The organism is Kineothrix sp. MB12-C1, assembly GCF_030863805.1.
GTDB lineage: Bacteria > Bacillota > Clostridia > Lachnospirales > Lachnospiraceae > Kineothrix.
On the sequence record NZ_CP132957.1, the window covers coordinates 1,206,961 to 1,231,321 of the forward strand.

25 protein-coding genes are annotated in these 24,361 nt (G+C 42.1%); 6 read left to right on the forward strand and 19 right to left on the reverse strand.

The window, feature by feature from the left end:
• Window positions 1-9: 9 nt before the first annotated feature.
• The 7 genes from RBB56_RS05620 to RBB56_RS05650 all read right to left on the reverse strand — a co-directional run bounded on the left by RBB56_RS05620 (window position 10) and on the right by RBB56_RS05650 (window position 7,266).
• Entirely contained in the window at window positions 10-1,164 is a 1,155-nt protein-coding gene (locus RBB56_RS05620; protein ID WP_306721402.1) for an acyl-CoA dehydrogenase, read from the reverse strand.
• A gap of 23 nt (window positions 1,165-1,187) precedes the next feature.
• Window positions 1,188-2,027, reverse strand: coding sequence for a 3-hydroxyacyl-CoA dehydrogenase NAD-binding domain-containing protein (locus RBB56_RS05625; protein WP_306721403.1), 840 nt, complete (start codon window positions 2,025-2,027; stop codon window positions 1,188-1,190).
• An 83-nt stretch (window positions 2,028-2,110) separates the two neighbouring features.
• Complete coding sequence (locus tag RBB56_RS05630) at window positions 2,111-2,887, reverse strand: enoyl-CoA hydratase-related protein (protein ID WP_306721404.1); 777 nt, start codon at window positions 2,885-2,887, stop codon at window positions 2,111-2,113.
• A 68-nt stretch (window positions 2,888-2,955) separates the two neighbouring features.
• On the reverse strand, window positions 2,956-4,137 hold the full coding sequence (locus RBB56_RS05635) for an acetyl-CoA C-acetyltransferase (protein ID WP_306721405.1): 1,182 nt from the start codon (window positions 4,135-4,137) through the stop codon (window positions 2,956-2,958).
• A gap of 182 nt (window positions 4,138-4,319) precedes the next feature.
• Complete coding sequence (locus tag RBB56_RS05640) at window positions 4,320-5,909, reverse strand: ABC transporter permease (RefSeq protein ID WP_306721406.1); 1,590 nt, start codon at window positions 5,907-5,909, stop codon at window positions 4,320-4,322.
• Entirely contained in the window at window positions 5,906-6,631 is a 726-nt protein-coding gene (locus RBB56_RS05645; RefSeq protein WP_306721407.1) for an ABC transporter ATP-binding protein, read from the reverse strand. Before RBB56_RS05645 ends, RBB56_RS05640 begins: the two co-directional genes overlap by 4 nt.
• 2 nt (window positions 6,632-6,633) lie before the next feature.
• The gene (locus RBB56_RS05650; protein ID WP_306721408.1) at window positions 6,634-7,266 is read right to left on the reverse strand and encodes a TetR/AcrR family transcriptional regulator; all 633 of its coding nucleotides are present in this window, start codon (window positions 7,264-7,266) and stop codon (window positions 6,634-6,636) included.
• 161 nt (window positions 7,267-7,427) lie between these two features.
• Here RBB56_RS05650 and RBB56_RS05655 point away from each other — a divergent pair, with 161 nt between their 5' ends.
• Together RBB56_RS05655 and RBB56_RS05660 are read left to right on the forward strand one after the other, a co-directional pair.
• Complete coding sequence (locus tag RBB56_RS05655) at window positions 7,428-7,874, forward strand: RrF2 family transcriptional regulator (RefSeq protein WP_306721409.1); 447 nt, start codon at window positions 7,428-7,430, stop codon at window positions 7,872-7,874.
• On the forward strand, window positions 7,871-9,301 hold the full coding sequence (locus RBB56_RS05660; RefSeq protein ID WP_306721410.1) for a redoxin family protein: 1,431 nt from the start codon (window positions 7,871-7,873) through the stop codon (window positions 9,299-9,301). The genes RBB56_RS05655 and RBB56_RS05660 overlap by 4 nt, the downstream gene beginning before the upstream one ends.
• Before the next feature lie 24 nt (window positions 9,302-9,325).
• Here RBB56_RS05660 and RBB56_RS05665 read toward each other — a convergent pair whose 3' ends face one another.
• From RBB56_RS05665 to RBB56_RS05715, 11 genes are all read right to left on the reverse strand, one after another.
• A complete protein-coding gene (locus tag RBB56_RS05665; protein WP_306721411.1) occupies window positions 9,326-10,438 on the reverse strand; it encodes a glycoside hydrolase family 53 protein in 1,113 nt (370 codons plus the stop codon).
• Window positions 10,439-10,746: 308 nt separating this feature from the next.
• The gene (locus RBB56_RS05670; protein ID WP_306721412.1) at window positions 10,747-12,756 is read right to left on the reverse strand and encodes a beta-galactosidase; all 2,010 of its coding nucleotides are present in this window, start codon (window positions 12,754-12,756) and stop codon (window positions 10,747-10,749) included.
• 32 nt (window positions 12,757-12,788) lie between these two features.
• Window positions 12,789-13,013 (reverse strand): hypothetical protein, encoded by a 225-nt coding sequence (locus RBB56_RS05675; protein WP_306721413.1) that lies wholly within the window; start codon window positions 13,011-13,013, stop codon window positions 12,789-12,791.
• Window positions 12,986-14,824 (reverse strand): hypothetical protein, encoded by a 1,839-nt coding sequence (locus RBB56_RS05680; protein ID WP_306721414.1) that lies wholly within the window; start codon window positions 14,822-14,824, stop codon window positions 12,986-12,988. Before RBB56_RS05680 ends, RBB56_RS05675 begins: the two co-directional genes overlap by 28 nt.
• Before the next feature lie 92 nt (window positions 14,825-14,916).
• Window positions 14,917-15,708 (reverse strand): carbohydrate ABC transporter permease, encoded by a 792-nt coding sequence (locus RBB56_RS05685; protein ID WP_306722100.1) that lies wholly within the window; start codon window positions 15,706-15,708, stop codon window positions 14,917-14,919.
• Window positions 15,709-15,718: 10 nt separating this feature from the next.
• The gene (locus tag RBB56_RS05690; RefSeq protein WP_306721415.1) at window positions 15,719-16,603 is read right to left on the reverse strand and encodes a carbohydrate ABC transporter permease; all 885 of its coding nucleotides are present in this window, start codon (window positions 16,601-16,603) and stop codon (window positions 15,719-15,721) included.
• Window positions 16,604-16,631: 28 nt separating this feature from the next.
• Complete coding sequence (locus RBB56_RS05695; protein WP_306721416.1) at window positions 16,632-17,357, reverse strand: sulfite exporter TauE/SafE family protein; 726 nt, start codon at window positions 17,355-17,357, stop codon at window positions 16,632-16,634.
• Window positions 17,358-17,442: 85 nt separating this feature from the next.
• Window positions 17,443-18,825 (reverse strand): ABC transporter substrate-binding protein, encoded by a 1,383-nt coding sequence (locus tag RBB56_RS05700; protein WP_306721417.1) that lies wholly within the window; start codon window positions 18,823-18,825, stop codon window positions 17,443-17,445.
• Window positions 18,826-19,089: 264 nt separating this feature from the next.
• Window positions 19,090-20,142 (reverse strand): LacI family DNA-binding transcriptional regulator, encoded by a 1,053-nt coding sequence (locus RBB56_RS05705; protein WP_306721418.1) that lies wholly within the window; start codon window positions 20,140-20,142, stop codon window positions 19,090-19,092.
• Window positions 20,078-20,278, reverse strand: coding sequence for a hypothetical protein (locus RBB56_RS05710; protein WP_306721419.1), 201 nt, complete (start codon window positions 20,276-20,278; stop codon window positions 20,078-20,080). The genes RBB56_RS05705 and RBB56_RS05710 overlap by 65 nt, the downstream gene beginning before the upstream one ends.
• A gap of 80 nt (window positions 20,279-20,358) precedes the next feature.
• On the reverse strand, window positions 20,359-21,396 hold the full coding sequence (locus tag RBB56_RS05715; protein WP_306721420.1) for a LacI family DNA-binding transcriptional regulator: 1,038 nt from the start codon (window positions 21,394-21,396) through the stop codon (window positions 20,359-20,361).
• 216 nt (window positions 21,397-21,612) lie between these two features.
• On the opposite strand from RBB56_RS05715, the gene RBB56_RS05720 reads away from it, so the two are divergent.
• From RBB56_RS05720 to RBB56_RS05735, 4 genes are all read left to right on the forward strand, one after another.
• A complete protein-coding gene (locus RBB56_RS05720) occupies window positions 21,613-21,765 on the forward strand; it encodes a hypothetical protein (protein ID WP_306721421.1) in 153 nt (50 codons plus the stop codon).
• 97 nt (window positions 21,766-21,862) lie between these two features.
• Complete coding sequence (locus tag RBB56_RS05725) at window positions 21,863-22,309, forward strand: cupin domain-containing protein (RefSeq protein WP_306721422.1); 447 nt, start codon at window positions 21,863-21,865, stop codon at window positions 22,307-22,309.
• 298 nt (window positions 22,310-22,607) lie between these two features.
• Window positions 22,608-22,964, forward strand: a complete 357-nt coding sequence (locus tag RBB56_RS05730; RefSeq protein WP_306721423.1) for a cupin domain-containing protein — start codon at window positions 22,608-22,610, stop codon at window positions 22,962-22,964.
• A gap of 83 nt (window positions 22,965-23,047) precedes the next feature.
• Complete coding sequence (locus tag RBB56_RS05735) at window positions 23,048-23,686, forward strand: DUF3298 and DUF4163 domain-containing protein (protein ID WP_306721424.1); 639 nt, start codon at window positions 23,048-23,050, stop codon at window positions 23,684-23,686.
• A gap of 79 nt (window positions 23,687-23,765) precedes the next feature.
• On the opposite strand, the gene RBB56_RS05740 is transcribed toward RBB56_RS05735, so the two are convergent.
• Window positions 23,766-24,335, reverse strand: a complete 570-nt coding sequence (locus tag RBB56_RS05740; protein ID WP_306721425.1) for an N-acetylmuramoyl-L-alanine amidase family protein — start codon at window positions 24,333-24,335, stop codon at window positions 23,766-23,768.
• Window positions 24,336-24,361: the final 26 nt, after the last annotated feature.

Below are 24,361 nucleotides of genomic sequence, written 5' to 3' on the forward strand. Positions count from 1 at the left end.
CTCGTGTTATTATTTCAGTAATGCACCAGAGATTACCATTCTCTGAACTTCGGAGGTTCCTTCGTAGATTTCGGTAATCTTAGCATCGCGCATCATACGCTCTACATCGTACTCTCTCGTGTAGCCATAGCCACCGTGAAGCTGTACAGCCTTAGTCGTCACTTCCATGGCAACTTCTGCTGCGTATAATTTTGCTTTTGCTGCTTCCACCGAGTAATTTTTCTGTGTTGCTTTCGCCATTGCCGCTTTATAAACGAGTAACTGAGCTGCCTCTACTTTCGTATCCATATCAGCAAGCTGGAACTGTGTGTTCTGGAAAGCTGCGATCGATCTGCCGAACTGTTTTCTTTCCTTCACATATTCAACAGTTCTTTCCAAAGCACCTTCTGCAATTCCGAGCGCCTGAGCTGCGATACCGATACGTCCGCCATCCAATGTATGCATAGCGATACCAAATCCCTTACCTTCTGCACCTAACAGATTTTCCTTCGGAATTCTACAGTCAGTGAAAATCAATTCATAAGTAGAGGATCCGCGGATACCCATTTTTTTCTCCTTCGTACCGAAGGTGAAGCCCGGAGTTCCTTTTTCCACGATAAAAGCAGAAATAATCTTCTTGCTTCTGCCTCTCGCATCGGTGGAAACGCTTGTAACTGCAATAATAATATAAATATCTGCTTCTTTACCGTTTGTAATGAAAATTTTGGAGCCGTTAAGTACCCACTCATCACCGTCGAGAACAGCCTTTGTCTGCTGTCCCTGTGCATCTGTACCTGCACCGGGCTCTGTCAAACCGAAAGCACCTAATTTCTCACCTTTTGCAAGGGGCGGTAAGTATTTCTTCTTCTGCTCTTCTGTACCGTATGTCAGAATAGGGTCACAGCAAAGAGAAGTATGTGCAGAAACGATAACACCTGTCGTACCACAAACCTTGGAAAGCTCTTCCACGCACATAGCATAGGTCAAAGGATCGCAACCCTGTCCGCCGTATTCCTTCGGTATCGGAATACCAAGAAATCCTGCTTTTGCCATTTTTTCAACGGTTCCTCTCGGAAATGTTTCTGTTTCATCTACTTCCTGCGCTAATGGCTTCACTTCTGTTTCAGCGAATTCTCTGAAAAGGGATCTTGCCATCTCATGTTGTTTACTTAACATAAAATCCATGTTCTTATTTCCTCCATAAAGTTTTATTTAGAATAATCGTAAAAGCCTTTTCCTGTCTTCATTCCGAGCTGTCCGCCGCGAACCATTTTCTTAAGAAGAGGGTGAGGACGGTATTTGGAATCGCCTGTTTCGCTCTGAAGAACTTCCATAATCGCGAGTACGATATCAAGACCTACCAAATCGCCGAGAGCCAAAGGTCCCATCGGGTGATTTGCTCCTAATTTCATAGCGCTGTCAATTCCTTCTACGCTGGCAACGCCTTCTGCATAGATGCCGATAGCTTCGTTAATCATAGGAATGAGAATTCTGTTAACAACAAATCCTGCTGCTTCGTTCACCTGTACAGGAGTCTTGCCGATTTCTTCAGAAATCGCTTTAATTCTGTCAACTACTTCTTCCGGTGTATTAAGACCTGCAATTACTTCTACAAGCTTCATAACAGGAGCCGGGTTGAAGAAGTGCATACCGATTACCGGTCTGTCAAGTCCTGCACCGATCTCTGTAATAGAAAGGGAAGAGGTATTGGTAGCGAAGATACAGTCTGCCTTGCAGATATCCTGTAATTCTTTGAAAGTCTGCTTCTTAACATCCATAACTTCAAGAGCTGCTTCCACTACTAAATCACAGTCTGTGCAAATAGTTTTTACACCGGTTGTAATTTTAGCAAGAATCGCATCTGCTGCCGCTTGTTCCATTTTGCCCTTCGCAATTCTCTTCTCAAAACCTTTTGCAATTCTTTTCTTGCCGTTTGCAGCAAATTCTTCATTGATATCACAAAGAAATACTTCGTATCCTTCCGCCTGTGCAAAAGCCTGCGCAATGCCTGCGCCCATTGTACCAGCACCAATAATACCTACTTTCATCTTGTTTCCTCCTGAATTTATATTTATTGGTAACAGTTCAGTATCTTCACTGTTACATGTTAATATCTTTACCGGTTTATCTACTATTTGTTCAGGAATTTCTCCACTTTTCTCTTTTCCATAAAAGCAGCCATTCCTTCTTTCTGGTCATAAGATTCGAAACAATCACCAAACAGTTTTTCTTCAATTACGATAGCCTGATCCATATCCACATCAAGACCTTCATTAATTGCCTTTTTGCTGTTGCGAACTGCGATAGGCGCATTCTTTGCAATACCTGCTGCCATTTTCTCCGCTGCCGGAAGAAGCTCTTCTTGTGTGTAAACAGCATTTACAAGGCCGATTCTCAAAGCTTCATCCGCTTTGATATTTCTTCCTGTATAAATCATCTGCTTCGCCATGCCTGCACCGACTAAACGCGCAAGTCTCTGTGTTCCGCCGAATCCGGGAGTAATTCCGAGACCGACCTCAGGTTGTCCGAATACTGCATTATCGGAGCAAATCCTAATATCACAGCTCATGGAAATCTCACAACCGCCGCCTAAAGCAAATCCATTGATTGCTGCAATAACGGGAATAGGGAAAACTTCCAGCTTACGGAATACATCATTACCCTTCTTGCCAAAAGTTTCACCTTCTGCCTTCGTAAGAGCGCTCATTTCTCCGATATCAGCGCCTGCTACAAAAGATTTCTGTCCGGCACCTGTTAAGATAAGACATCTCACTTCGTCTAAATTCACCGCATCGAGGGTTTTGTCAAGTTCTTCAAGCACAGTGCTATTCAGCGCATTTAACGCTTTCTCGCGGCTGATTGTAATAACGCCGACTGCATCTTTTTGTTCGTATAGAATAAATTCCATCTGGGTAACTCCTTTTCCTTATTTTATATTTTATAGTATCTTCGTAATAGTTACCTATCTTCTATTAATTACTCTCTTGTAACCGCAACGGAACATCCCATTCCACCGCCGATGCAAAGTGTAGCAAGACCATTCTTCGCATCTTTCGCTTCCATCTCATGAAGAAGCGTTACTAAAATACGGCATCCGGAAGCTCCTACCGGGTGGCCGAGCGCAATTGCACCGCCGTTTGGATTGAGCTGTTTCTCTACATCGATTCCCAAATCCTTACCTACCGCTATGGACTGTGCCGCAAATGCTTCGTTCGCTTCTATAATATCGAAATCAGAAATCTTCATTCCTGTTTTGTCCATAATCTTCTGTGTGGATGCAACCGGTCCGATTCCCATAACCTCAGGTCTTACTCCTGCAAGTGTTCCTGCTACGAAAGTAGCCATCGGTGTTACACCTAATTCTTTCGCTTTTTCTTCGCTCATTACAACGATTGCTGCTGCACCGTCATTAATGCCGGAAGCGTTACCTGCTGTTACATAACCATCTTTATTAATAGAGCGGAGTTTCGCAAGGCCTTCTATCGTACTACCTGCACGAGGACCTTCATCCACTTTGAATTCTACCATTTCTTTTTTCTTCTTTACCATAACCGGTACAATTTCCTTATCAAAAGCACCTGCCTTCTGAGCAGCTTCTGCCTTGAGCTGGCTATTAAGAGCAAACTCATCGAGTTCTTCCCTTGTAAGTCCCCACTCTTCACAAATATTATCTGCTGTCTGAATCATATGGTAGTTATTGAATGCATCCCAAAGGGCATCATTTACCATAGTATCCACCATGGTTCCGTTGTTCATTCTATATCCGAAACGAGCCTGAGGAAGCGCATAAGGAGCCAGAGACATATTCTCCATACCACCGGCTACTACGATATCAGCATCACCTGCCATAATCATCTGTGCTGCCATATTCACACAATTGAGTCCTGAGCCGCATACTACGTTAACCGTTACTGCAGGAACTTCTATCGGTAAGCCTGCCTTTACAGATGCCTGGCGTGCCACGTTCTGTCCAAGTCCAGCCTGAATAACACATCCCATATATACATGATCAACTGCTTCGGGAGCTACTCCCGCTCTGTTTAATGCTTCTTTAATTACTACTGCACCAAGCTCTGCTGCCGGTGTTGTACTGAGACTTCCGCCCATAGTTCCTATTGCTGTACGGCAAGCGCCTGCCAAAACTACCTTTTTTCCCATTGTTTCTTCCTCCATACAATAATGTGTCTGCCGAAGCAGGTGAGTCTTAATTCCAACGATTGTTAATTTTTTATCATTGTCAACATTCCTATTATATCATAGGGTTTTTTATTTTGCAACGGGAATATACCATCTAAATAAATTTCCTTTTTTGTAACAAAGTATTGTATTTATTATAGTGTCTAACCGATATCCCTTTGCCGATATCCCACAATACCGATAGCAAGAAACAAAATGGAAACTAATATCATAACAAGGAGAGGTGCTGCAGAGAATTCCTCTACCGGCAACTGCGGAATGTTTCCGAACGGCGAAAGCTTATGAACCCATTCCGGTATATCGAGCAGCCGTCCAAAATACATCATGATGAAAGAAAAGGAAAATACTGCCCAGACAAGAGAAGTTATCTTGGGGAATACTCCTATGAACAGAACACATAATCCAAGCATGATCCAAAGGGCCGGCAGATACACGAGAGCAGCCTTCATAAGTATCTTAAGTTCCACTGCTCCGCTACCCTGCGTTACTGTATAGAAGCCGAGCACCATAAGAACCGGAGCTGCTATGCTTTCCGCAAAGGCGAGAAAAATATAGGACAAATACATCCGTTCCCTGGGAACCGCTTTGGAAAACAACTGTTCCAACCGCTCATATTTTTCTTCGGAGTGGATTTTGCATGCCAGCATAATTACGGGTACCGTAGAAAGAAGCGCTCCGATTGCCAGTATGAGAACGATATAATTGCTCGCAATATCATAAGAGCCCGCCGCATTCAGAATCTTTTGGAACATTTCATTTTCATTAACAAATGTATCAATCTGGCCGAGCACCGAACCGTAGGTGAGACCCATCACAAACATTCCTATTCCCCAGGCAAATATCGTACCACGGGTAAGTCTCCACGCCAGCCCCAATTCCCCTTGTAAAAAGAAGGATGCATGCTCTCTTCCTTTTCGGGCCGGAAGTATCCCCTCCCCAAGGTCTCTTCCTGCACAGACGAAAAGTGCGATCAACCCGATAACAATTGCTTCCATGAGCAGAATCCACAACGGAACATAATCATTCTCATAAAAAGCCAATACCTTAAGCCCTAATCCCATCGGCGAAATATAACTAAGTATATTGTCCGCAATATCACCGGACATTCTCATAATATAAAATATCCCAAGAACCGTAAACGCACTGCCTGACACAGCTCTGGAAGTGGAGAACAACTGTGCCATCAATAAAGTAAGGGCGGCAAAAAGAAATCCTTGTACACCGATAGATAAAGCATAAACAAACGCTCCCGATACTGTTGTCCCATCCAGATTAATTCCAATCAGCCCCAAAGCAATGATAAGGGAAATTACCACATTTAATAGGAAGCTTCCGAACAGTGTCGCACAAGCTCCGGTCAATCGCCCAATGGGCAAAGCGCGCAGCATCTCGTGCCGCCCCAACTCTTCATCCATACGCGTATGGCGATTTACAAAGAAAATATTCATAATAGCAACTGCAATAGCAAACCATATCAAACATTCTTGTGCCATAATAATCGAGATATTGATTGACTCCAGACCATATACCGGCCCCATCAGCGCAACCATTGCCGGGGTATTCATCGTTGTCGCCATAATAAGGAGAGAATTCTCATCCGGAAAAAGTCCGGGATACATTCCCGCGAATAAAATTGCAGAACCGGCAACGCAAATCACCCATACCAAGCTCATCCTTCTCTCCCGGCGGGCAATAAAACGCAGATAACGCCCAAATCCATCGTTCAAAGTCATAGCTGTTTCCTCCCCTCATATTCATTGAGAAAGAACTCTTCCAATGTTTTCCCTTGCGCTTTCCTCGCTATTTGGGACATAGAACCGCTCTCCACTATCCTTCCTTCACGGATAATGCTAACTGTATCTGCTAATTTCTCGACCTCACTCATAATATGGCTGGATAATAATACTGTTTTCCCCTCCTTTTTAAGCTCTCCGATCCGATCCTGAAATACCTTTTCCATAAGAGGATCTAATCCGCTCGTCGGTTCATCGAGAACGAATAAGTCTGCACCGGAAGCGAGGGCTGAGATAAGTGCCACCTTCTGCCGGTTGCCTTTCGAGTATGTACGGCATTTTTTACTCGGGTCCAATTCAAATTGCTCTTTGAGCCGCTCAAGTTTGCTCTGATCTGCCTTTCTATCACGACGCATCGTCAGGAATAAATCTATCACTTCACCGCCTGTCAAATTCGGCCAGAGATTCACATCTCCCGGTACAAATGCAATTCGTTTATGCAACTCCACCGCATTCTTCCACGCGTCTTGCTCAAACAACATGACGCTTCCCGATGTGGCTTTTAAAATCGCGAGCAGGCAACGAATGGTTGTGGTCTTTCCTGAACCGTTAGGCCCGAGAAAGGCATGCACTTCTCCTTGTTCACCTACCATATTCACCCCATCTAATGCCGTAAACTTTCCGAACTTTTTTACCAGGTTAGTGATTTCAAACGTTGCCATAATTATATTTCCTCCTTATATAGAACATTTTTAAGCATTTCTATTACCTCATTGAACTCTCCCAGCAAAGCATCCATGGCGTCGATATCTTTACTGCGCCATTCATCTGCAAGACCCGAAGATACCCATGATAATAACTTCATAACGTTCTGCAAGTCTATCCCTTCTTTAAATCGGCTTGTGTCTATTCCTTTCATCATCTGCTCTTCCCGGAAAGGGACTGTATCCTTCAACCGTTGCTCTAATATCGGTCTAACATTCATATCTTGCTCATAATACATAGAAGTAAGAAAAGATAATATGGCCGGATATCGTTTCAGCATTGCAGTTTTTATTTCAGCAGAAAGGAGGATACGTTCAAAGAAATCGTCGGTAAGCAATTTGTGTGCGTGCACACGGAATTCCTCCCGCACGAGTTCTATCGAATACTCCGCAAGAAAGGTATAAAGTGCTGCCTTTGAACCGAAGTAAGTGAATATCATCGGTTTACTGACAGCAGCAGCTTTCGCTACATCAGCTATGGAAGTCTTCTTATAACCATTTGTTCCAAATGCGGATAATGCCGAATTGATAATACGCTCGCGTTTTTCTTCCGGAAGCCTGTCAAATATATCGCTCAGAAAATCACCCCACAATTAAATTTTACTTTATAAACCTTTTCGGTTTATAATTATGGTATATTACAAATTAATCGATTGTCAATAAAAATATGATTAAATCAAGAATATCGCTTGACAGATAAACTGAAACAATTATAATTACAGTATATAACTTCAGGCAAAGGAGGAACAATAGCATGAATAGCGAATTTTGTATTGCGGTACATTCCTTGGTTTTTCTAAATCGAAAAGCCTGTATGGTATCCAGTTCAGAGCTTGCCAAGAATGTATGTACAAATCCTGCACGAGTACGCATGGTTATGGCAAAGCTTAAAAAAGCAGGGATTGTGTCTACAAAGGAAGGACTGGAGGGAGGATACCACTTGGAGCTTAATCCGAAGGACCTTTCTTTATATGAAATTAGCGAAGCACTGAATTTTAAGTTCGTCTCTTCTTCCTGGAAAAGCGGGGGCATTGATATGGATTGTCTGATCGCTTCCGGTATGGGAAGTGTTCTGGAACATATTTATGAGGACTTGAACGATCTTTGTAAAGAACGTCTGAAACAGATTTATATCGATGATATTAATAATGAAATAACTGAAAACTATTTAAACAAGGAAACAATTGGAGGTAATATATGAATTTGAACATAGAAACAAGCATTCCGGCGATCACTGTCTTCATACAAGGCTTAGTAAGCTTCTTCTCTCCTTGTGTGCTGCCGCTGATTCCCTTATATATCGGATATCTGTCCGGCGGGGCAAAGACAATAGACGATGATGGAAATGTCCGCTATAAACGAAGCACAGTTATGCTCAATACATTCTTTTTCGTACTGGGTATCAGCTTCACCTTTTTCCTCTTGGGTCTCGGCTTTACCACCCTCGGACGCTTCTTCCAAAATTATCAGACATGGTTCACACGCATCGGTGGAATGATTGTCATCCTTTTCGGACTTTCCCAACTAGGAATTCTTGGCAGTTCCTCCATGGCAAAAGAACGGCGGTTCCATTTTCAACCGGAAAACCTTACGATGAATCCTCTTACCGCTCTTATCCTCGGATTCACCTTCAGTTTCGCATGGACACCCTGTGTCGGTCCGGCTCTTGCCAGCGTTCTTATTATGGCGGCCTCTTCAGCATCTTCAACAGCCGGATTTTTCTTAATCGGCGTCTATACTTTAGGCTTTGTCCTTCCTTTTATGGGAGTAGGTATTTTCACAGGAACCTTACTCGACTTCTTCAAGAAGCATAAGCAAGTAGTAAAATATACAGCTAAAATTGGTGGCATCCTTATGATATTAATCGGAATCATGATGTTTACCGGTTGGATGAACGGTTTTAGCAGCTATCTGTCCGGTATCGGAACCACTTCCCAGGGAAGCGGCATCAACTCTTCCGCTAACAATGCTGCAGATGATATAGAAGATACTTCAAATGACAATATCGATAGCAGCGATAACAGTGCGAATTCCGATAACGATACAAGTGTCAGCGATAGTACCAATGCTGATAATAAAAATAATACGGGCGAAAACAAAAGTGACGAAAGTGTTACAAACGAGACTGCAGGTAATACGGAAGCCGATACCCCTTCCACAGATGAGGAAGCAGCACCTGATACCATTGCTGCTCCGGACTTTACTCTTACCGATCAATTTGGGAATACACATACGCTCTCCGATTACAAAGGGAAAACTGTATTCCTCAATTTCTGGGCGACCTGGTGTCCTCCCTGCCGTGCGGAAATGCCGGAGATTCAAGAACTATATGAAGATTACGGAGAAAATGCCAATGACATTATTATTCTTGGCGTCGCCTCACCGGGTGTAGGACGCGAGGGAAGCGAGGAAGAAGTAGCTGCCTTCCTTGAGAATAACGGCTACTCCTATCCGGTCGCTATGGATACCGGTGGTACTATGGCAGCTACCTATGGCATCAGCGCTTACCCAACTACCTTTATGATCGACAAAGAAGGAAATGTCTTCGGTTATGTTTCCGGTCAGCTAACGAAGGATATCATGATTAGCATTATCGAGCAGACCGTAGCCGGCATTCGAGCGCAATAACTACAATAATGATAGGTAAGAATCTTACCGCAGATATGCCGACTTAATCACCTCCAGCGCAGGAAGCGCATTTCCATCATAATCAAACAGGCCCTGATTCGCCCATTCATTCCCACATGGACCAGGGTCCTGCATATACATAAGAGCTTCCTTTGTGGCCCAACTGCTTCCTTTCACCGGAAGCCACGCGGGTTCCCAATAGAAATATCCGGCACCCAGTCCATTTTCCACGGCTGCGATCCCTTCTATGAACTTTCTCATAAAAAGGACCTGCCCTTCTTCGGTTGCCGGATATTCTAGGCGCTTTAACAAGGCAGGTTTCGCTGCTGCCCCTTTTCTTTCTTCCGGTTTAAGGCCTTCATAGTCCGCATAATCCTCCATCGTAAAAGGCTGTGCTACTTCCGCTACGACAATGGGTTTCCCATAACGCTTAGCCAGTAGATTCATATTGTCGATCAGTCCTTTTAATTCTCCGTTCCAAACCGGGTAATACGATAGACCTATCACCTGAAATTCTTCACCTCTCTCCAGAAAATGATCGAACCAATCACAACACATTTCCCAATCATGCCCGTGGTCCAAATGGAGCATAATGGGGATATCTTCATCCACCGCCCGCACTCCGCGTATGCCTCTATTCACAAAACGAGCAATATTATCATAGTCAGGTTTCTTGGCATCAGGCCAAAGGAGTCCGTTTGTAATTTCATTTCCCACCTGTACCATATCCGGGAATATCCCTTTTCTCTTTAATAGCTTCAGCGTATCTTCCGTATGGGCGAACACCGCTTTCGCTAACTCTTCGTCCCCATATTTCTTCCACGCCTTTGGCTTAATCTGCTTTCCGGGATCTGCCCAGAAATCGCTGTAATGGAAGTCCAGCAGATACTTAAGCCCTGCTGCCTTCACTTCTTTTACTATCGCGATTGTCGTCTGTAAATCGCCGCCTCCGGCACCATAAGAAATCCCATCTTCCGAATAAGGATCTACCCAAAGCCTTAGACGTATGTAATTCACTCCATATTCTTTCAGAATATCCACAAGCCTCTTCTCCTGCCCCTTATGATAGAACTTCCCTCCCAGCCTTACGACCTCATCCATAGAAGAAATATCCATACCATGTATGAATTCATTCATCCCCATCGCCTCCCCCTTCTTTTTATTTCTTATTAGATGATTGCAAAACTCATCAACTTCTATAATTTCATACACAATTTATAATATCTGAATCAGAAAGAATAGTATGAAAGATTTTTCAAGCGATTTTAGGCCACGGAGCTGAGACATAGGAATCCTTAAAGCCTCTGCTGAAAAGGATTCCTTCTCTGACTCAGCGTAGTGCTTGGCATAACCAGAGGATGGAAAACTTTCATACTATCTTTCTTCACAATCTTTATTTATTGTGTATGAAATTTTCACAACTTGCCTGTTTTGCAATTGCATCTCTATTTCTCAACTAAAATCCGGCATTCGAAGGGCGAAAGTTTTATTTCTCCTTCTATTTGCTCACCGGTATCCGCATCCACCCATGCCTCGACATCATGAATCACTGCTTCTGCATCGTTAAAGTTCTGAAGGAAAACGAGATTCTCTTCCCCTTCCCGCACTGATACCGTCACGCCATAAGGAAGTTCACTCGCAAGCGGGTTGACAAGCTCTTTTTCCAGCATTCTTTCCTTATAGAAAAGATTCAAGAATTCCTGTCCGAACTCTGCCGCTAAATAATATGCATTTCCTTTACCAAAGTAGTTTCTCGTGATTGCGGGACTTCCTTTATAATATTCCTTTTCATACACAGTTAGTATTTCGGCTGTCTTCGCATGAACTACTTCGCACAGCCGTCCAACCGGATAAGCCTTGCCTTTATAATTAATTTCATTTCGGAACTCTTCTCCCGGGGCATCGATTTCTTCCTGCCGAATCCCCAACACCTCTTGCAGAGGATGCTTCTCCGTAAAACAAAGATCCGACTCGTTTACCACGCCGCTCCAATAGGTCGTAATATAGCTCCCGCCATTTCTCACGAAGTCTTCCACCTTCTGCGCATATTTTTCTTTATACAGATAGTTCACCGGTGCCGCTACGATTCGATATTCCTTCAAATCATCTTCCATATTGATCACATCCACATCAATACCGGCTTCCCAGAAGCTGCGAAAATGCATTAGAAACGTTTTTACATAATCGATATCGATTATCGGGCCGGTAGCATCCTCTACCGCCCACCAGTTTTCCCAGTCAAAAATGACCGCCACCTTTGGCCTGTTACATGTAGCAGCTATCTTCTCGCTCATTTTTGCAAGACGTTCCCCCACCTGTGTTACTTCCAGAAAAGTTCTCGTATTCTCTTTATTCTTATGATCCAGAACTGCTCCATGAAATTTTTCAAAAGCCCCTCTCCCCTTCCTCCACTGAAAGTACTGCACGGAATTAGAGCCATGAGCTACCGCTTGCATAGAGGAAAGCATATGCATATGAGGCCGCTTTACCGGATTAAACGCACGCCAATTAATACAGGAAGGAGTGCTTTCCATTAATAGAAATGGGGCTTTTTTCATACTTCTCATCATACTGTGAGCGGCTGCCGTCTTCACGGCAACCGGTACCTCATCTTTTCTCTTATGCCAGAACGGATAAGAATCCCAAGATACGATATCCACACATCGATGCAACTCATAATAATTCAAAGGTTTAAAAAAGTACATGAAATTAGTCGTTACCGGAAAGGATGAATATTCTCTGACGGAATCGATTTCCCATTTGCAAAAGCCCGTCATCTGGTGTGTCACGAATCGATGCCAATCCAGGTTCAAACCGTGGGTGAGTATCTCTCCATTCGGCATAGGGCTATGAATTTGTTCCCAATCCGTATAGCGATGGCTCCAGAAGGTCGTCCACCATGCCTGATTCAAACGATCTAAAGTCCTATACTTTTCCTGCAGCCATAAGCGGAATTCCAGGTTACACTCCTCACAGTGGCAGGAACCATCACCAAAGTTACCGCCAAGCTCATTGGAAATATGCCATAGCAATACAGCAGGATGTTTCCCAAAAGCTTCTGCCAGCTTGCTGTCTATTATTCTTGCCTTCTCCCTCATCTTCTTCGAGGTATAACAAAAGTTATGTCTTTTCCCCGGGAGATTCTTCTTTCCATCCGCATGAACCTGCATAATCTCAGGATATTTTGCCGTCATCCAATGAGGCATCGAAGCCGTAGGCGTTGCCAGCACTGTGAATATTCCATTACCATACAACTCATCTATGATATCCCTTAGCCAGTCAAAGCAAAAGCATCCTTCCTCCGGTTCCAGCACAGACCAGGAAAATACTCCGAGAGTCACACAGTTGATGTTGCCCTTTTTCATCAGTTCTATATCTTCCTGCAGCACCTCCGGACAGTCCAGCCACTGTTCCGGATTATAATCGCCGCCATGAAGTAAGTTAGCTAAATTCACTATACTTCCTCCTTCGTTTTTCTTCTGCTTTATTATCCGCCTTCAAATCCAAAACCTGTAAATCTTTTCCTCATATCTCCATAGCGGAATCTCGCCATCTGATTCTTCTCCAGCACATCTTCTTCGTTTCCTACATACTGGCATCTGATGCAATAATACTCTTCTTTCTCTTTATCATAGAACATATCCAAATCCAAGTCCCTCATAAAACAAGACGGACATCTGTAATTCAATCTGCCTTTTCCAGCTTGAGCCATGATACTAACCCCTCTTTCTCTTTCAACTTCGTCGTATAACCGAGCGTATACATCGGCGAGAACGCATAGCCTTCCTTCACATACCCTTCTGCATCCGCACGGTTCGTGCGCATGGAAACCCTTGTCTCTACCTGAGGAATGTGAGCTGCCACTTCTTCCGCACAAGACAGAGTTATCTCCCTGCACTTATATTCATAAGAAATGATTTCCGTACATTCCTGATTCCTGCAGCTAAGTGTAATTCCCTCCATAGGCTCCGAATATTCCGTCGTTCCATAACATCCGACCATATATTCATCAATCTCTACTTCCGCATCGGGATTACTCATATGCAATATATTTCTCTCAATTTTAATCTCCGAACTTCCTTCTTCAAATGAAATGACGGTCTGAAGGGTTATTGTCAAATCGTAGAACTCAATATCCACAGGGTCAAGCGTTAGGATTCTGACTGTTTCCTTTTCAGAGTAGTGTGCTTTGGTCCTGCACAAGCACAGATCCACTTCCTCTCCCCGATAGATCAACCTCGCACTTTTTACCGTTCCTTCTCCTGCATAATGGGTGAAATAACCTGCACGATATTTTTCCTGGATAAGAAAGGGATAAGAAGCATCGGTCACATGCTTCGTTCCAATTCCTACCGGCCATTCTTGTTTGGCCACATAAGGACGCAGATCAACGAGAGCACCGCCTTGATCCATATTAATACATGCGCGCATGTTCGGGTCACTATACCAGAATAACTGTTTCTCTGAGCCATACAGAATATCTCGCCAAAGCGCACATTCCGGCTCAGTATAAGTCTTCTTCTGACGATAATAGTCAGCAAATTCCGCCATCGTCATATCCGTCAGCTTTCCTTCTTCCTTCAGCTTACCATAGTAAGCCATCGCATCGTCATAACTCTTAGCGAGCAGTTCATAGGAGGCTTCCCACCTTCCCATTTTGTTCAGCCAGCCCGGACCCACGAACATCATATTATAAGAATATCCGTTATTATATTTCTCCAAGTCTCTATATTGATCGATCACATTATAAAGATAAGGATATTCCCATGTTTCGGTATCATATATCATTCCCCGAAGTACATTTTGCGGATGTGTTCCAAAATTCGAACCATTCCCGTCATAGCAGGCAATCAAGTCTCTGGACAAATGGGGAATTGCCACAATTCCGCTGTCTTCTTCCTTATTCGCTGCCGGTGCGTGGGTGTTTTGCTTGGACGGTATCCAGGGATTCCATGGACCGCCATCCATAAAGGTATACCATGAGTTATTGCATGTATGGTATGCTTTTGGCCCTTCTTCCCAACAAGTGGCCACCGCACATTTCACCATAGGGTAAGCCTCTTTTATATAGTTGGTCAGCTCTGCATCCATATAATAGGAACCGGTCGATTCCGGATAAAAACCGAATTTCTCATAAAACTTTTCGAATACATCATTGACGATTGACTTCTTATCCTCCATCGAAAACATCCAGATACAGAAATCTTTCGTCTTATATTTCTCCCGAAACTCCGTACACGGTAACCCTAAAAGAGACAGCGCAATTTCATCTCCATATTTTTCGTGGTGCTCTTTTGCAATCTGTACCGCCTCTTCATTGAATAATGACGCATATGTCATATGTATGGTAGTCTTCAATCCATATTTATGAGCGGTCTCCTGCTGGAATCTGAAAATATCGAGAGACTCCTGTAAAAGTGCCTTTCTTCCGATATCTTCTTCCTTCCCATGACCGGTTACTTTTTCCGCATATTCCGGAACCATTTCCGGTCTGTGAATAATATTTACAATAAAATCACTCATTTTTCTTTTTATTCCTCCATTACCCAACATATTTCATGTATTCAGAATTCCTTTTACACTCGTTTATTTATCAAATTTTTCTATTTTACTCTTTATTTGACCGCCCCGGTAATGCCTTCCGCAAAGCTCTTCTGTAACAGGAAGAAGATAATAACTGTGGGAATCGTACACAATAACACACCGAGCATTAGCATTCCATAGTCGGTAAAATATCCTTCTTTCAAATTTGCCACCAACATCGGCATCGTTATACTCTTATTATCCTGCATAATTACCTTCGGCCATAAGTAGTTGTTCCATGCATTCATAAAAGTAATCGTCATCGCTGCCGCATAAGTGGAACGCATAGTCGGTATGAACATCCGAAAGAAAATGGAAAGTTCGCTCAGTCCGTCAATTCTGGCAGCCTCGATAATATCATGAGGAAACGACCGGGCACTCTGGCGAAACATCATAATAAGGAATGGCGTAGATATCGTAGGCAGTACGAAGCCTAACGCTGTATTCAGCAGCCTTGCCTGGGCAAACATCTGAAACAGGGGGATCATAGTTGCCGCGAAAGGCACCATCATTGCCAGCAGAATAATCGACATCACCGTATCTTTTCCCTTATCATGGTAAATCTCAAACCCATATCCTGCCAAAGAACAAACAACCAAAGAAAGCAAGGTGAGCACAACAGAATAGCGGAAGGAATTAAGCATCGCCGTCCCCACATTCTGAGAGGCCAGGAGATTCTTCAAGTTCTCAATAAAATAAGTTCCCGGAAGTAATGTCCCCCGCACAACATCCACACTTTTATTCGTAGCAGCTATGACCATCCAGTAAAGCGGGAATATAGAAAACAACGACACAACTGTCAAAAATATGTAAGATACTGTCATTTTTGTCTTATTAGTCACGCTTATCACCTACTTTCATCTGTACGAATGCCAACACTGCCACCAATATGAGAATCAGATAAGACATGGATGCCGCATATCCGAAGTTCGGCACATATTTAAAGGATACGTTATAAATATAATGTGACATAGTAATCGTCGCATTAGCCGGTCCGCCGTTCGTTAAATTCATCGATTCGTCAAACAATTGTAAGGTGCCATTTGTAGACATAATTGCCGTAAGAAGAATGGTCGGCTTCAAAAGAGGAACCGTAATCTTACGAAAGCTCTGGAAAGGAGAAGCACCATCTATCTTGGCTGCTTCATAGATGGAATATTCAATATTCTGTAGTCCTGCCAGATAAAACACCATGTTGTATCCCGTCCATCTCCATACAAGGGCAATAATAATGATAATCCTTGCGCTAAAAGGATGCCCCAGAAAATTATAGCCTGTATGTAAAAAACCGAGATCGATCAAAACATTATTTACAAAACCATCCACCGCAAATAAAGAGCGGAATATAATCGCATAGGATACGAGGGATGTGGCGCAAGGGAGGAAAATCGCCGTACGGAACAACCCTTTAAATTTCAAATCCTTATTGTTGAGCATAGATGCCAGTACAAGTGCCAAAATGAGCATAATCGGCACTTGGATGATCAGGTAGAAAAAATTGTTCTTCAAGGACTGCATAAAAACTGCATCCTTAAACATCCGCATATAATTAGTAATTCCTGTATAGGACATATTTGCGCCTATACCAGTCTTAAAAGACAAAATGAGTGCTTGAACCATTGGAAGAAAGCTCATAATTACAATTAGAATTACCGCAGGTGTTAAGAAGGTCCATCCCGTTAAATTATGCTTTTGTCCTAAAGTCAATTTCTTTTTCATCTGTCTTCCTCCTCTCCTTTTGTTCTACCTATACCGAAATGTTTTTTATAACTAATGCTGCACCGGAAATAATGAGCATAATAATAACAAGCCGTTTTATTATCTTCTCAGGCATAAAACCCGATACCATTAAGCCTCCGGCCAGCCCCACCGCCATGAATGGCATAAGATAGGCCGCTTTTACAAAAACCTCTTTATTGATAATTCCGGACAATAGATAAATAATAATCCGGAAAGTATTTTCTATCATAAATACGATACAAATATTTCCTTTAAAGGCACCGCTATTTTTCGTTGTCCTGCTCATATAAGCAGCAAGAAGAGCACCGATTCCATATAAACCACTGATGAGGCCGGAAAGAGCGCCGATGAGAAAAAGTACCGCTTTGGAAGATTTGCCTCGTCCCGCATAATACTCTCTAACGAGCATCTCTGCTCCGAGAATCATAACTATCATTCCAAAAATCAGCTTTATGTGCTGTGCATTTGCATTCTTTAGAAACAACATTCCGGGAATACTTCCCAGGCATACGAGTATCGCCGGAAAGAGCCATATTTTTATATCCGTATTCTTCCTTTCCTTCCATGCAATAACGAGATTGGTCGGATATCCCACGATAAGCTCTACCGGCGTAATATCTATATTAGGGTATCGAAAGCTAGTCATCGTCGTAAATACAAGCGTATTGGCGAATCCACACATCCCTTTTACGAAAAAGGCACTTATTGCTGCAAATATCATAAGTTGGTCCATACGGTCATTACCAGGGAACGGCCTTTGTGACCGTCCCCTTTTCCTTTGTCTTAGTATTTCTTTCTTTAAACTTCAAGATAATTCTTTACCTTCCCATCGAGAAGTTAACGGTATCTTGAGCCATCTGCAATTCGCTTGCCACATCTGAGCCTGAAACGATATTGGTAATTGCTGTCGCAACCGCATCGCGAGCTTCATAGAAATAAACGCCTGTTTCACATTCGGGAATGTTTCCTGCAAATTCGATAATCTTCGCATATACGGCATCTCCACCGAAGAAATCATTCGCCTTTCCGTACATATCGCTTTCACCAGCCGGTAAGTAACATGCAATGGCTCCTGTATCCAAAATGGATTCATAGAATTCTACGCTTCCGCCGAATGTGGAACCCATAAAATCTACTGCAAGGTCAATGTTCTTGCAATTCGATGTAATTGCCCAGCTAGATCCACCTTGATTCGCATAATTTGTTGCCGTCGCTGCATTATCTAATCTCGGCATATTGGTTATTGCCCAATTTCCTGCCTGATCATCTGCCGCCTGGATAGAAGCCATAATCCAACATCCGGCCATTGTTCCGGCAACTGTTCCGCTGTTCAAAGTACCGATATAGGAATCCCAGTCATTCACTTCCACGAGAACACCGCTTTTTACCAATTCAGCATAGGTACTCATAACCTCTTCCAAAATTGCATTATCTACAATCTGTGCCAGGTTTTCATCGTTAAAGAAGCCGCCTCCTGCAGACTGAAGCATCATAACGATAATATCGGATTCTCCACCCACACAAGAAAGCATTGGTTTACCCGTCTTCTCAAGAACTACTTTTCCTTTTTCAATGAACTCGGACCATGTAATATTTTCAAAGTCAGAAATGGTGAAGCCTGCCTGTTCCAATAAATCCGTTCTGTAGGATGCAATTACCGCACCGTTATCGAAAGGAACACCGAAGTTCATTCCATCCACTGTGGAAAAACTCACCTTACCGGAAGAAAACTGACTGTAGTCCAATTTATCCGTTAAGTTCGTAAATGCATTGGGATAGCTGATAACATTCTTCTGGAAAGCGGCATCCTGCATTAACAGAATATCGGGCAGAGTATCGAGATTGCCCGAAGTTGCTGCTGTTGTCAACTTCGTCTGTACATCTTCCCACGGTGTCTCCAGCACTTCGAGAACAAAGTTCGGATGGTCTTTCTGATAAAGTTCTGCCGCCTTGTTCATCGCATTGATATTAAATGCCGGATCCCAGCACCATACCGTCAGTTTCTCTTCACCTGCCGCTTCCGCGGAAGCGTCTTGTGTGTCTTCGTTAGATGTTTCTACATCTGAAACTGCCTCTGTATTGCTTTCCTTTGTCGTAGCTGTGATTTCAGAATTTGCCGTCTCGGAGCTCCCCCCGCAGCCTGCCAATAAGGAAACGGATAATGCTGCCGTCAAAATGGCACTTACAAGTTTTTTCTTCATTTTCTTTCCTCCCAATTGATTATTTAATAGGTAATCTGCTTTGCATCATTAGAACTTTGCTACCGTTTGCGCAATTGCTTGTTCTGAAATTAATCATACTAAATTCTATAATTATTGTCTATTGACAGAATATACTTTTGTTTATGCTTATTTTTTTACCTTTTGCATATAAATTTTATTTTTTTATGCGCTCATTTGCGCACTATTGCGCAACCTTATTTTCTTTATGCGCACTCTCCTTTCTTTATTCCTACTTTCCCCATCCTACTTTGTCGAATCTCTGAAAATAATCTCATATCCCAAAAGCGTCCTAATATCCACACGGTTACCCTGAATCAAATCCAATAAAACCTTACATGCTACGCTGCCAAGCTCAATCGCATCAAAGCGAATGGATGTAATAGAAGGCGTATAATCTTCCAATACTTCACTATCATAGCAAGAAGCAACCTTCACCTGCCCCGGTACTCGCATATGTTCCCGCCGCAGCTTCGTTAAAATCCACCTGCATAACGTATCATCCATACAGAGTATACCATCAATCTTTTTCATAATGATCTCATCCACTATTTTCTCCGCCTTGAGCTTATTATGCACATCTAAAAATACATAATCAGGATTTACTCCGATATGGTTGTCCTCCAGCCCCGAGCAATAGCCATTGAATCTTGCATTCGTAACCATATGGCTTCTGTTATTGCCAATCATCGCAATCTTGCGCATTCCCCTTAGAACCATTGTAGAGACCATATCCCTGCACGCCTCTTCGTGATCATTATCGATTTGTATGACCTCAGGATCATCAATACTTCCAATGGTCACAAAGGGAACTTTAGCTTCTTTTAAGTATTTCACAAACACGTCATCCACGTAGGTTCTGGCAAGCACATAGCCGTCTGCCTTATGATTATTTACAATCCTTTCAAGGCTTCCCACATCCCTGTCTCCGGCCATGACAATGATTGTGTCATAATTATTCAACATGGCAATCTCCGTAATCCCTATCATGCACCTCTGAAAGAAGGGCAAATCAATAAGCCGCCAGTTACTGGGGATGACCAGCGCAATATTATTCGTCATATCCTTTTTTTCTTCGAAGAACAGGTCCGGATAACCACAAACATTAACTGCATATTCCCGTATCATCTTTTTTGTTTCTTTGCCGATACGCCCTTTTCCCGACATAGCCCGAGAAACAGTCGTTCTTGACACACCCAACTTCTGCGCAATCTCCGCATAACTCATCTTCTTATTATCCATAATGCTGCGCTCCTTTCCGGTCGTCTGATCGATATCTCCCGCCTGTATCTTCTTCATTTCCTGCTTTTATCGTACAAAAAACAGAGGTGCGCATGGACACCCCTGCTATTTTTTTACTATCCTTTTCTAAAGAATTCTTCTTTAGGAAACTTTTCTTTATTAACTCGTATTTTATAATTCCAGATGTTATCATATTTTCCCTCTTCATGTTTATTTATCGCTCAAACAACATGAACAGGCAACTGCGCAAACAATTTATAATGATACACTATTTTAATTACTCTTCGTTGATTCCTTTAAGCCAATCTCATAACCTAGCAGATTCTTCGTCTCGACCGCCTTGCCTTCCATATAATCGATCAATATTTTCCCGGCATTCCTCCCAAGCTCTCTGGCATCAAATTCAATAGAACTAACCGCGGGAATATGGCTTTCCAGCAAATTGCTATTATAAAAGGAGCTCACCTTCATATGGCGAGGCACCTCTATCATCTCCTTATGCAATTTATTAAGAACATAGAGACAAATCGCATCGTCCATGCAAAGAATGCATTCCACTTCTTTGCGAAGCAACTCTTCTACAGCGATTTCTGCCGCCACATAGTTCTCCACATCCATATAAATCAAACTGGAATTAGGTACTTTGCCAACCTTGGTCAGCGCATCCGCATAGCCTTGGTAACGATTTAGATTTACAATCAACTTCCTGCTGCCGCCAATTAGCCCAACTCTCTGATACCCCTTAAGAAGCAACATAGAAGTCAGTTCTTCGCAGGCCGATCGATGATCATGGTCAATTTGAATTACTTCATTGTCATCATAACTTCCTATCGTAAGAAAAGGAATTCCTTTTTCCTTAAGAAATTTAATAGCCAGGTCATCCACATTCGTTCTCGCCAGCACAACCCCATCCACCTTACGGTTATTCACCAAATGTTCCAGGTGAGATATATCACTCCAGCCGCTTACCGTAACGATAAGGTGATAGGAGAAAGTTTCCACTACCTCCAAAAGGCCCAGCATACAATGTTGAAAAAAGGGAATCTCTACCGTGTCACAATCCCCGGGCATTACCCACGCAATATTATGAGTTCTTCCGGAAATCAATCCATTTGAATTAATTCCCGGCATATAATTATGCTTTTCGATATAGTCAAATACCTTTTTTCTTGTGGCTTCACCGATTCGCCCCTTACCCGAAATCGCTCTGGATACAGTGCTTTCGCTAACTCCCAAGCTTTCTGCCACATCTTTAATTGTTAACTTCCCGGTAATTTCTTCTCGTTTCGCTATACCCACACTTTTGTCCACGCTATTCCTTATTATACAACTGTAGTGAAATGCCATATGTTCATATTAGCAATTGATACGCAGCTTCGTCAATACACCAATTCACTAAGAAACAAAGGGGGAAATTGGTGAAATTACTCATTTTTCATCGTCTCCAATGGAGATGCATTACCTTAAGGGTACATCTATAGTAAATAAATTTCAAATTATTACGCATACTATCTGTGAGGTGATAATATGGCATCCTATGTGTCCCCGGAACTCCGGGAAAAATTCGAAACACTGTCTATTGATTTAAAGAACAATATTTTAAAACGTAATGTAAGTTTGAATTCTGTTTATGACTTGATAAACATTCTTGAAGTGATTTCAAAAGAGAAGGAAGAATAAATCACAGTCTGCAAAGCCTTAAATTTCGTCAAAATTTTTCACTTTTCAACATGAAATGCATATAATATTACTGCAAGAAATTTCAAGGAGTAATAACATGGATTTTAACACGGATGAATCCTCCGACTATTCCGGCTTTGCGAGCGAGGCATCTAGTATCTTTGTAACTAACTTGGCATTAGATGCCATAAATAACAATCTCTTCTTTGCTACAAAGTGGACCAGCAGGAATATACAATTTGCACTCATGTCTGTTCTTGTCCGTTCTGAAACCGGATTGGATATGCATCAAAACTCAGATCGGTTTTTTTATGTTACTCAGGGCAGTGGGCTGGTAACTATGGGCAACTGGCAGGAATGCCTTAATTTTCAAGCACTTGTGCATACCGGTTTCGGAATATTTATCCCTGCAGGAGCCTGGTATAACGTAGTAAACGTAGGACAGGTGGATTTGAAAATGGTTACGGTGTATGCCCCTACTTTTCATTCCTATAATACCACATACACAACGAAAGAAGAATGGCTTTCACACCATGAACCTTAATCAAAAACTTATATCAAGATCAATATTTAATCTAACCCCATATTTCTCATAGGAAGGCAGCACAAGGAATATCCTGCATTGCGCTGCCTCTTTTGTGTGGATGATAAAAGTAAAAAGCGATAGATATAAAATAATATCTATTAAAGCAATTAATATCTTATACAACTTAGTGCAACCGGTTCATATAATACTATTATCTAATCTCACAAGGAGTAACAATATGGATATATTTCCCGGCCGCTCAAGCAACGTCAATCAGCCCTCCATTCCCTTTGTAACAAATTTAAGACGAGACGTCATGACCAATACCAACTTTTTTACTGCCCATTGGACTGGTCTCTATATGCAGCTGGGGCTTATGACAATTCCGGTCAATGGTAACGCAGGAGTAGATATGCGTATAAATACAGATCAGTCTTATTACATTGAGCAGGGAACTGCTTTAGTTATGATGGGTACGAGTCAGGAACACCTTAATTTTCAAGCTCAAGCTCATACCGGATTTTCTATATTGGTCCCATCCAGAACCTGGCACGATATTTTTAATATCGGGAATGTTGATTTGAAAATGTCCCTGACCATTGCACCCCCATTTCTTCCATACAATACTAATTTTGAAAGAACCGAGGATTGGATACCTACAAGATATTATTGATGCATCAATATAAGAATAAGATTCCTTTGTCATTCTGATCATTTATGCATATATTAAAACAACTACTAAGTTATGGTGTTATTATGCAAAATATTTATCGAAAATCTCTTGAAGCTACTATGTATTATGATGATATACCTGTATTAAAATATAAAATTTATTATCCGTGCATTGTATCCAGATCAGAATCCGCAAAAAACATAAATAATTTTTATTATCTCAATGCAAAAGCCAGTGAAGATTATTGCCGCACGGTCTTATACCAAATGGCTCGAGAAAATGCAAAGGATTCCACAGATAGACCATTCAATAACTATGAATTTATGGTTGATTTTACAGTAACATATAATCAGTGCTGCATTATTAGTCTCTATATGGACACTTACACTTATACCGGCGGTGCACACGGCAATACAATACGTAAATCGAATACATGGAATCTTAAAACCGGAAAATTAATGCAACTGGGCGATGTATATCCCCTCACACCGGACTCTTTGATCGATTTGCAAGAATGCATTCAGCAACAGATATCAGAAAGATTACAGGGAGATCCAGGCATATACTTCGATAATTATAAATTTTTATTGAGGGATAACTTTAATGCAAGTAACTTTTTCTTGCAGCCCTTGAATGGCATTATTTATTACCAACAGTATGATATTGCTCCATATTCAACCGGTATACCGGAATTTTATTTCCCTATATGCAATGTCTGTTGAACGTCTTAGTTACACTAAGACGTTCATTCACATTTGAAATCATCAACTTATCCAAAATAAATCTCATTGCCATTACCCATCAAGCAAAACCAAAGTACCGAAGCAATCCTATATAAATGCCATAAGCAAATCCGTATTGGTTATTACGCAATTTTTCTGCATCGGAAGGATTGCTCAAATATGCCAATTCCACAAGATTTGATGTCATATTTGTATTTCTTAAAACATACAGAGAAGAGTTTTCCCTTATTCCATTATTTCTCGTTCCGGTCACCTGAGTTATTCCATCCATTATCTGTTCTGCAAGCCATTGGGCCTGAGTACCATATTGGTAAATGTACACTTCTGTCCCATTGTAGATAGGATTAGGGTTATAATTGCAGTGAATACTGATAAAGTAGTCTGCCGGCCACTCATTGGCCATACGGACTCTCTCTGCCAGGCTGGTGGTGTTGTTTGTCCCCAAAACAGTATCTGGTTCCGGCCTGGATACACGTGCTTCGAACCGCGAATCATTATTTAACATATTCTGTAAATATAATCCCACTTGATAATTTATCTCCGATTCTGTCAAGCCGTTTGCTTCTGCACCACTGTTAAAATATCCGCTGGGATTATGTCCTTGATCAATAAATATTCTAATAGCCATACGTGTATTTCCCTTCATTATTAGCT

Coding starts and splice junctions, on each gene's coding strand:
- RBB56_RS05690 (WP_306721415.1), bottom strand. CDS start 16,603: ATGAAAAAGAAATTGACTTTAGGACAAAAGCATAATTTAACGGGATGG.
- RBB56_RS05725 (WP_306721422.1), top strand. CDS start 21,863: ATGGATTTTAACACGGATGAATCCTCCGACTATTCCGGCTTTGCGAGC.
- RBB56_RS05630 (WP_306721404.1), bottom strand. CDS start 2,887: ATGGAATTTATTCTATACGAACAAAAAGATGCAGTCGGCGTTATTACA.
- RBB56_RS05675 (WP_306721413.1), bottom strand. CDS start 13,013: ATGGCTCAAGCTGGAAAAGGCAGATTGAATTACAGATGTCCGTCTTGT.
- RBB56_RS05645 (WP_306721407.1), bottom strand. CDS start 6,631: ATGGCAACGTTTGAAATCACTAACCTGGTAAAAAAGTTCGGAAAGTTT.
- RBB56_RS05735 (WP_306721424.1), top strand. CDS start 23,048: ATGCAAAATATTTATCGAAAATCTCTTGAAGCTACTATGTATTATGAT.
- RBB56_RS05710 (WP_306721419.1), bottom strand. CDS start 20,278: ATGATAACATCTGGAATTATAAAATACGAGTTAATAAAGAAAAGTTTC.
- RBB56_RS05625 (WP_306721403.1), bottom strand. CDS start 2,027: ATGAAAGTAGGTATTATTGGTGCTGGTACAATGGGCGCAGGCATTGCG.
- RBB56_RS05665 (WP_306721411.1), bottom strand. CDS start 10,438: ATGAATGAATTCATACATGGTATGGATATTTCTTCTATGGATGAGGTC.
- RBB56_RS05740 (WP_306721425.1), bottom strand. CDS start 24,335: ATGGCTATTAGAATATTTATTGATCAAGGACATAATCCCAGCGGATAT.
- RBB56_RS05635 (WP_306721405.1), bottom strand. CDS start 4,137: ATGGGAAAAAAGGTAGTTTTGGCAGGCGCTTGCCGTACAGCAATAGGA.
- RBB56_RS05620 (WP_306721402.1), bottom strand. CDS start 1,164: ATGGATTTTATGTTAAGTAAACAACATGAGATGGCAAGATCCCTTTTC.
- RBB56_RS05730 (WP_306721423.1), top strand. CDS start 22,608: ATGACCAATACCAACTTTTTTACTGCCCATTGGACTGGTCTCTATATG.
- RBB56_RS05720 (WP_306721421.1), top strand. CDS start 21,613: ATGGCATCCTATGTGTCCCCGGAACTCCGGGAAAAATTCGAAACACTG.
- RBB56_RS05640 (WP_306721406.1), bottom strand. CDS start 5,909: ATGACTTTGAACGATGGATTTGGGCGTTATCTGCGTTTTATTGCCCGC.
- RBB56_RS05685 (WP_306722100.1), bottom strand. CDS start 15,708: ATGACAGTATCTTACATATTTTTGACAGTTGTGTCGTTGTTTTCTATA.
- RBB56_RS05695 (WP_306721416.1), bottom strand. CDS start 17,357: ATGGACCAACTTATGATATTTGCAGCAATAAGTGCCTTTTTCGTAAAA.
- RBB56_RS05680 (WP_306721414.1), bottom strand. CDS start 14,824: ATGAGTGATTTTATTGTAAATATTATTCACAGACCGGAAATGGTTCCG.
- RBB56_RS05705 (WP_306721418.1), bottom strand. CDS start 20,142: ATGAAGAAGATACAGGCGGGAGATATCGATCAGACGACCGGAAAGGAG.
- RBB56_RS05655 (WP_306721409.1), top strand. CDS start 7,428: ATGAATAGCGAATTTTGTATTGCGGTACATTCCTTGGTTTTTCTAAAT.
- RBB56_RS05700 (WP_306721417.1), bottom strand. CDS start 18,825: ATGAAGAAAAAACTTGTAAGTGCCATTTTGACGGCAGCATTATCCGTT.
- RBB56_RS05660 (WP_306721410.1), top strand. CDS start 7,871: ATGAATTTGAACATAGAAACAAGCATTCCGGCGATCACTGTCTTCATA.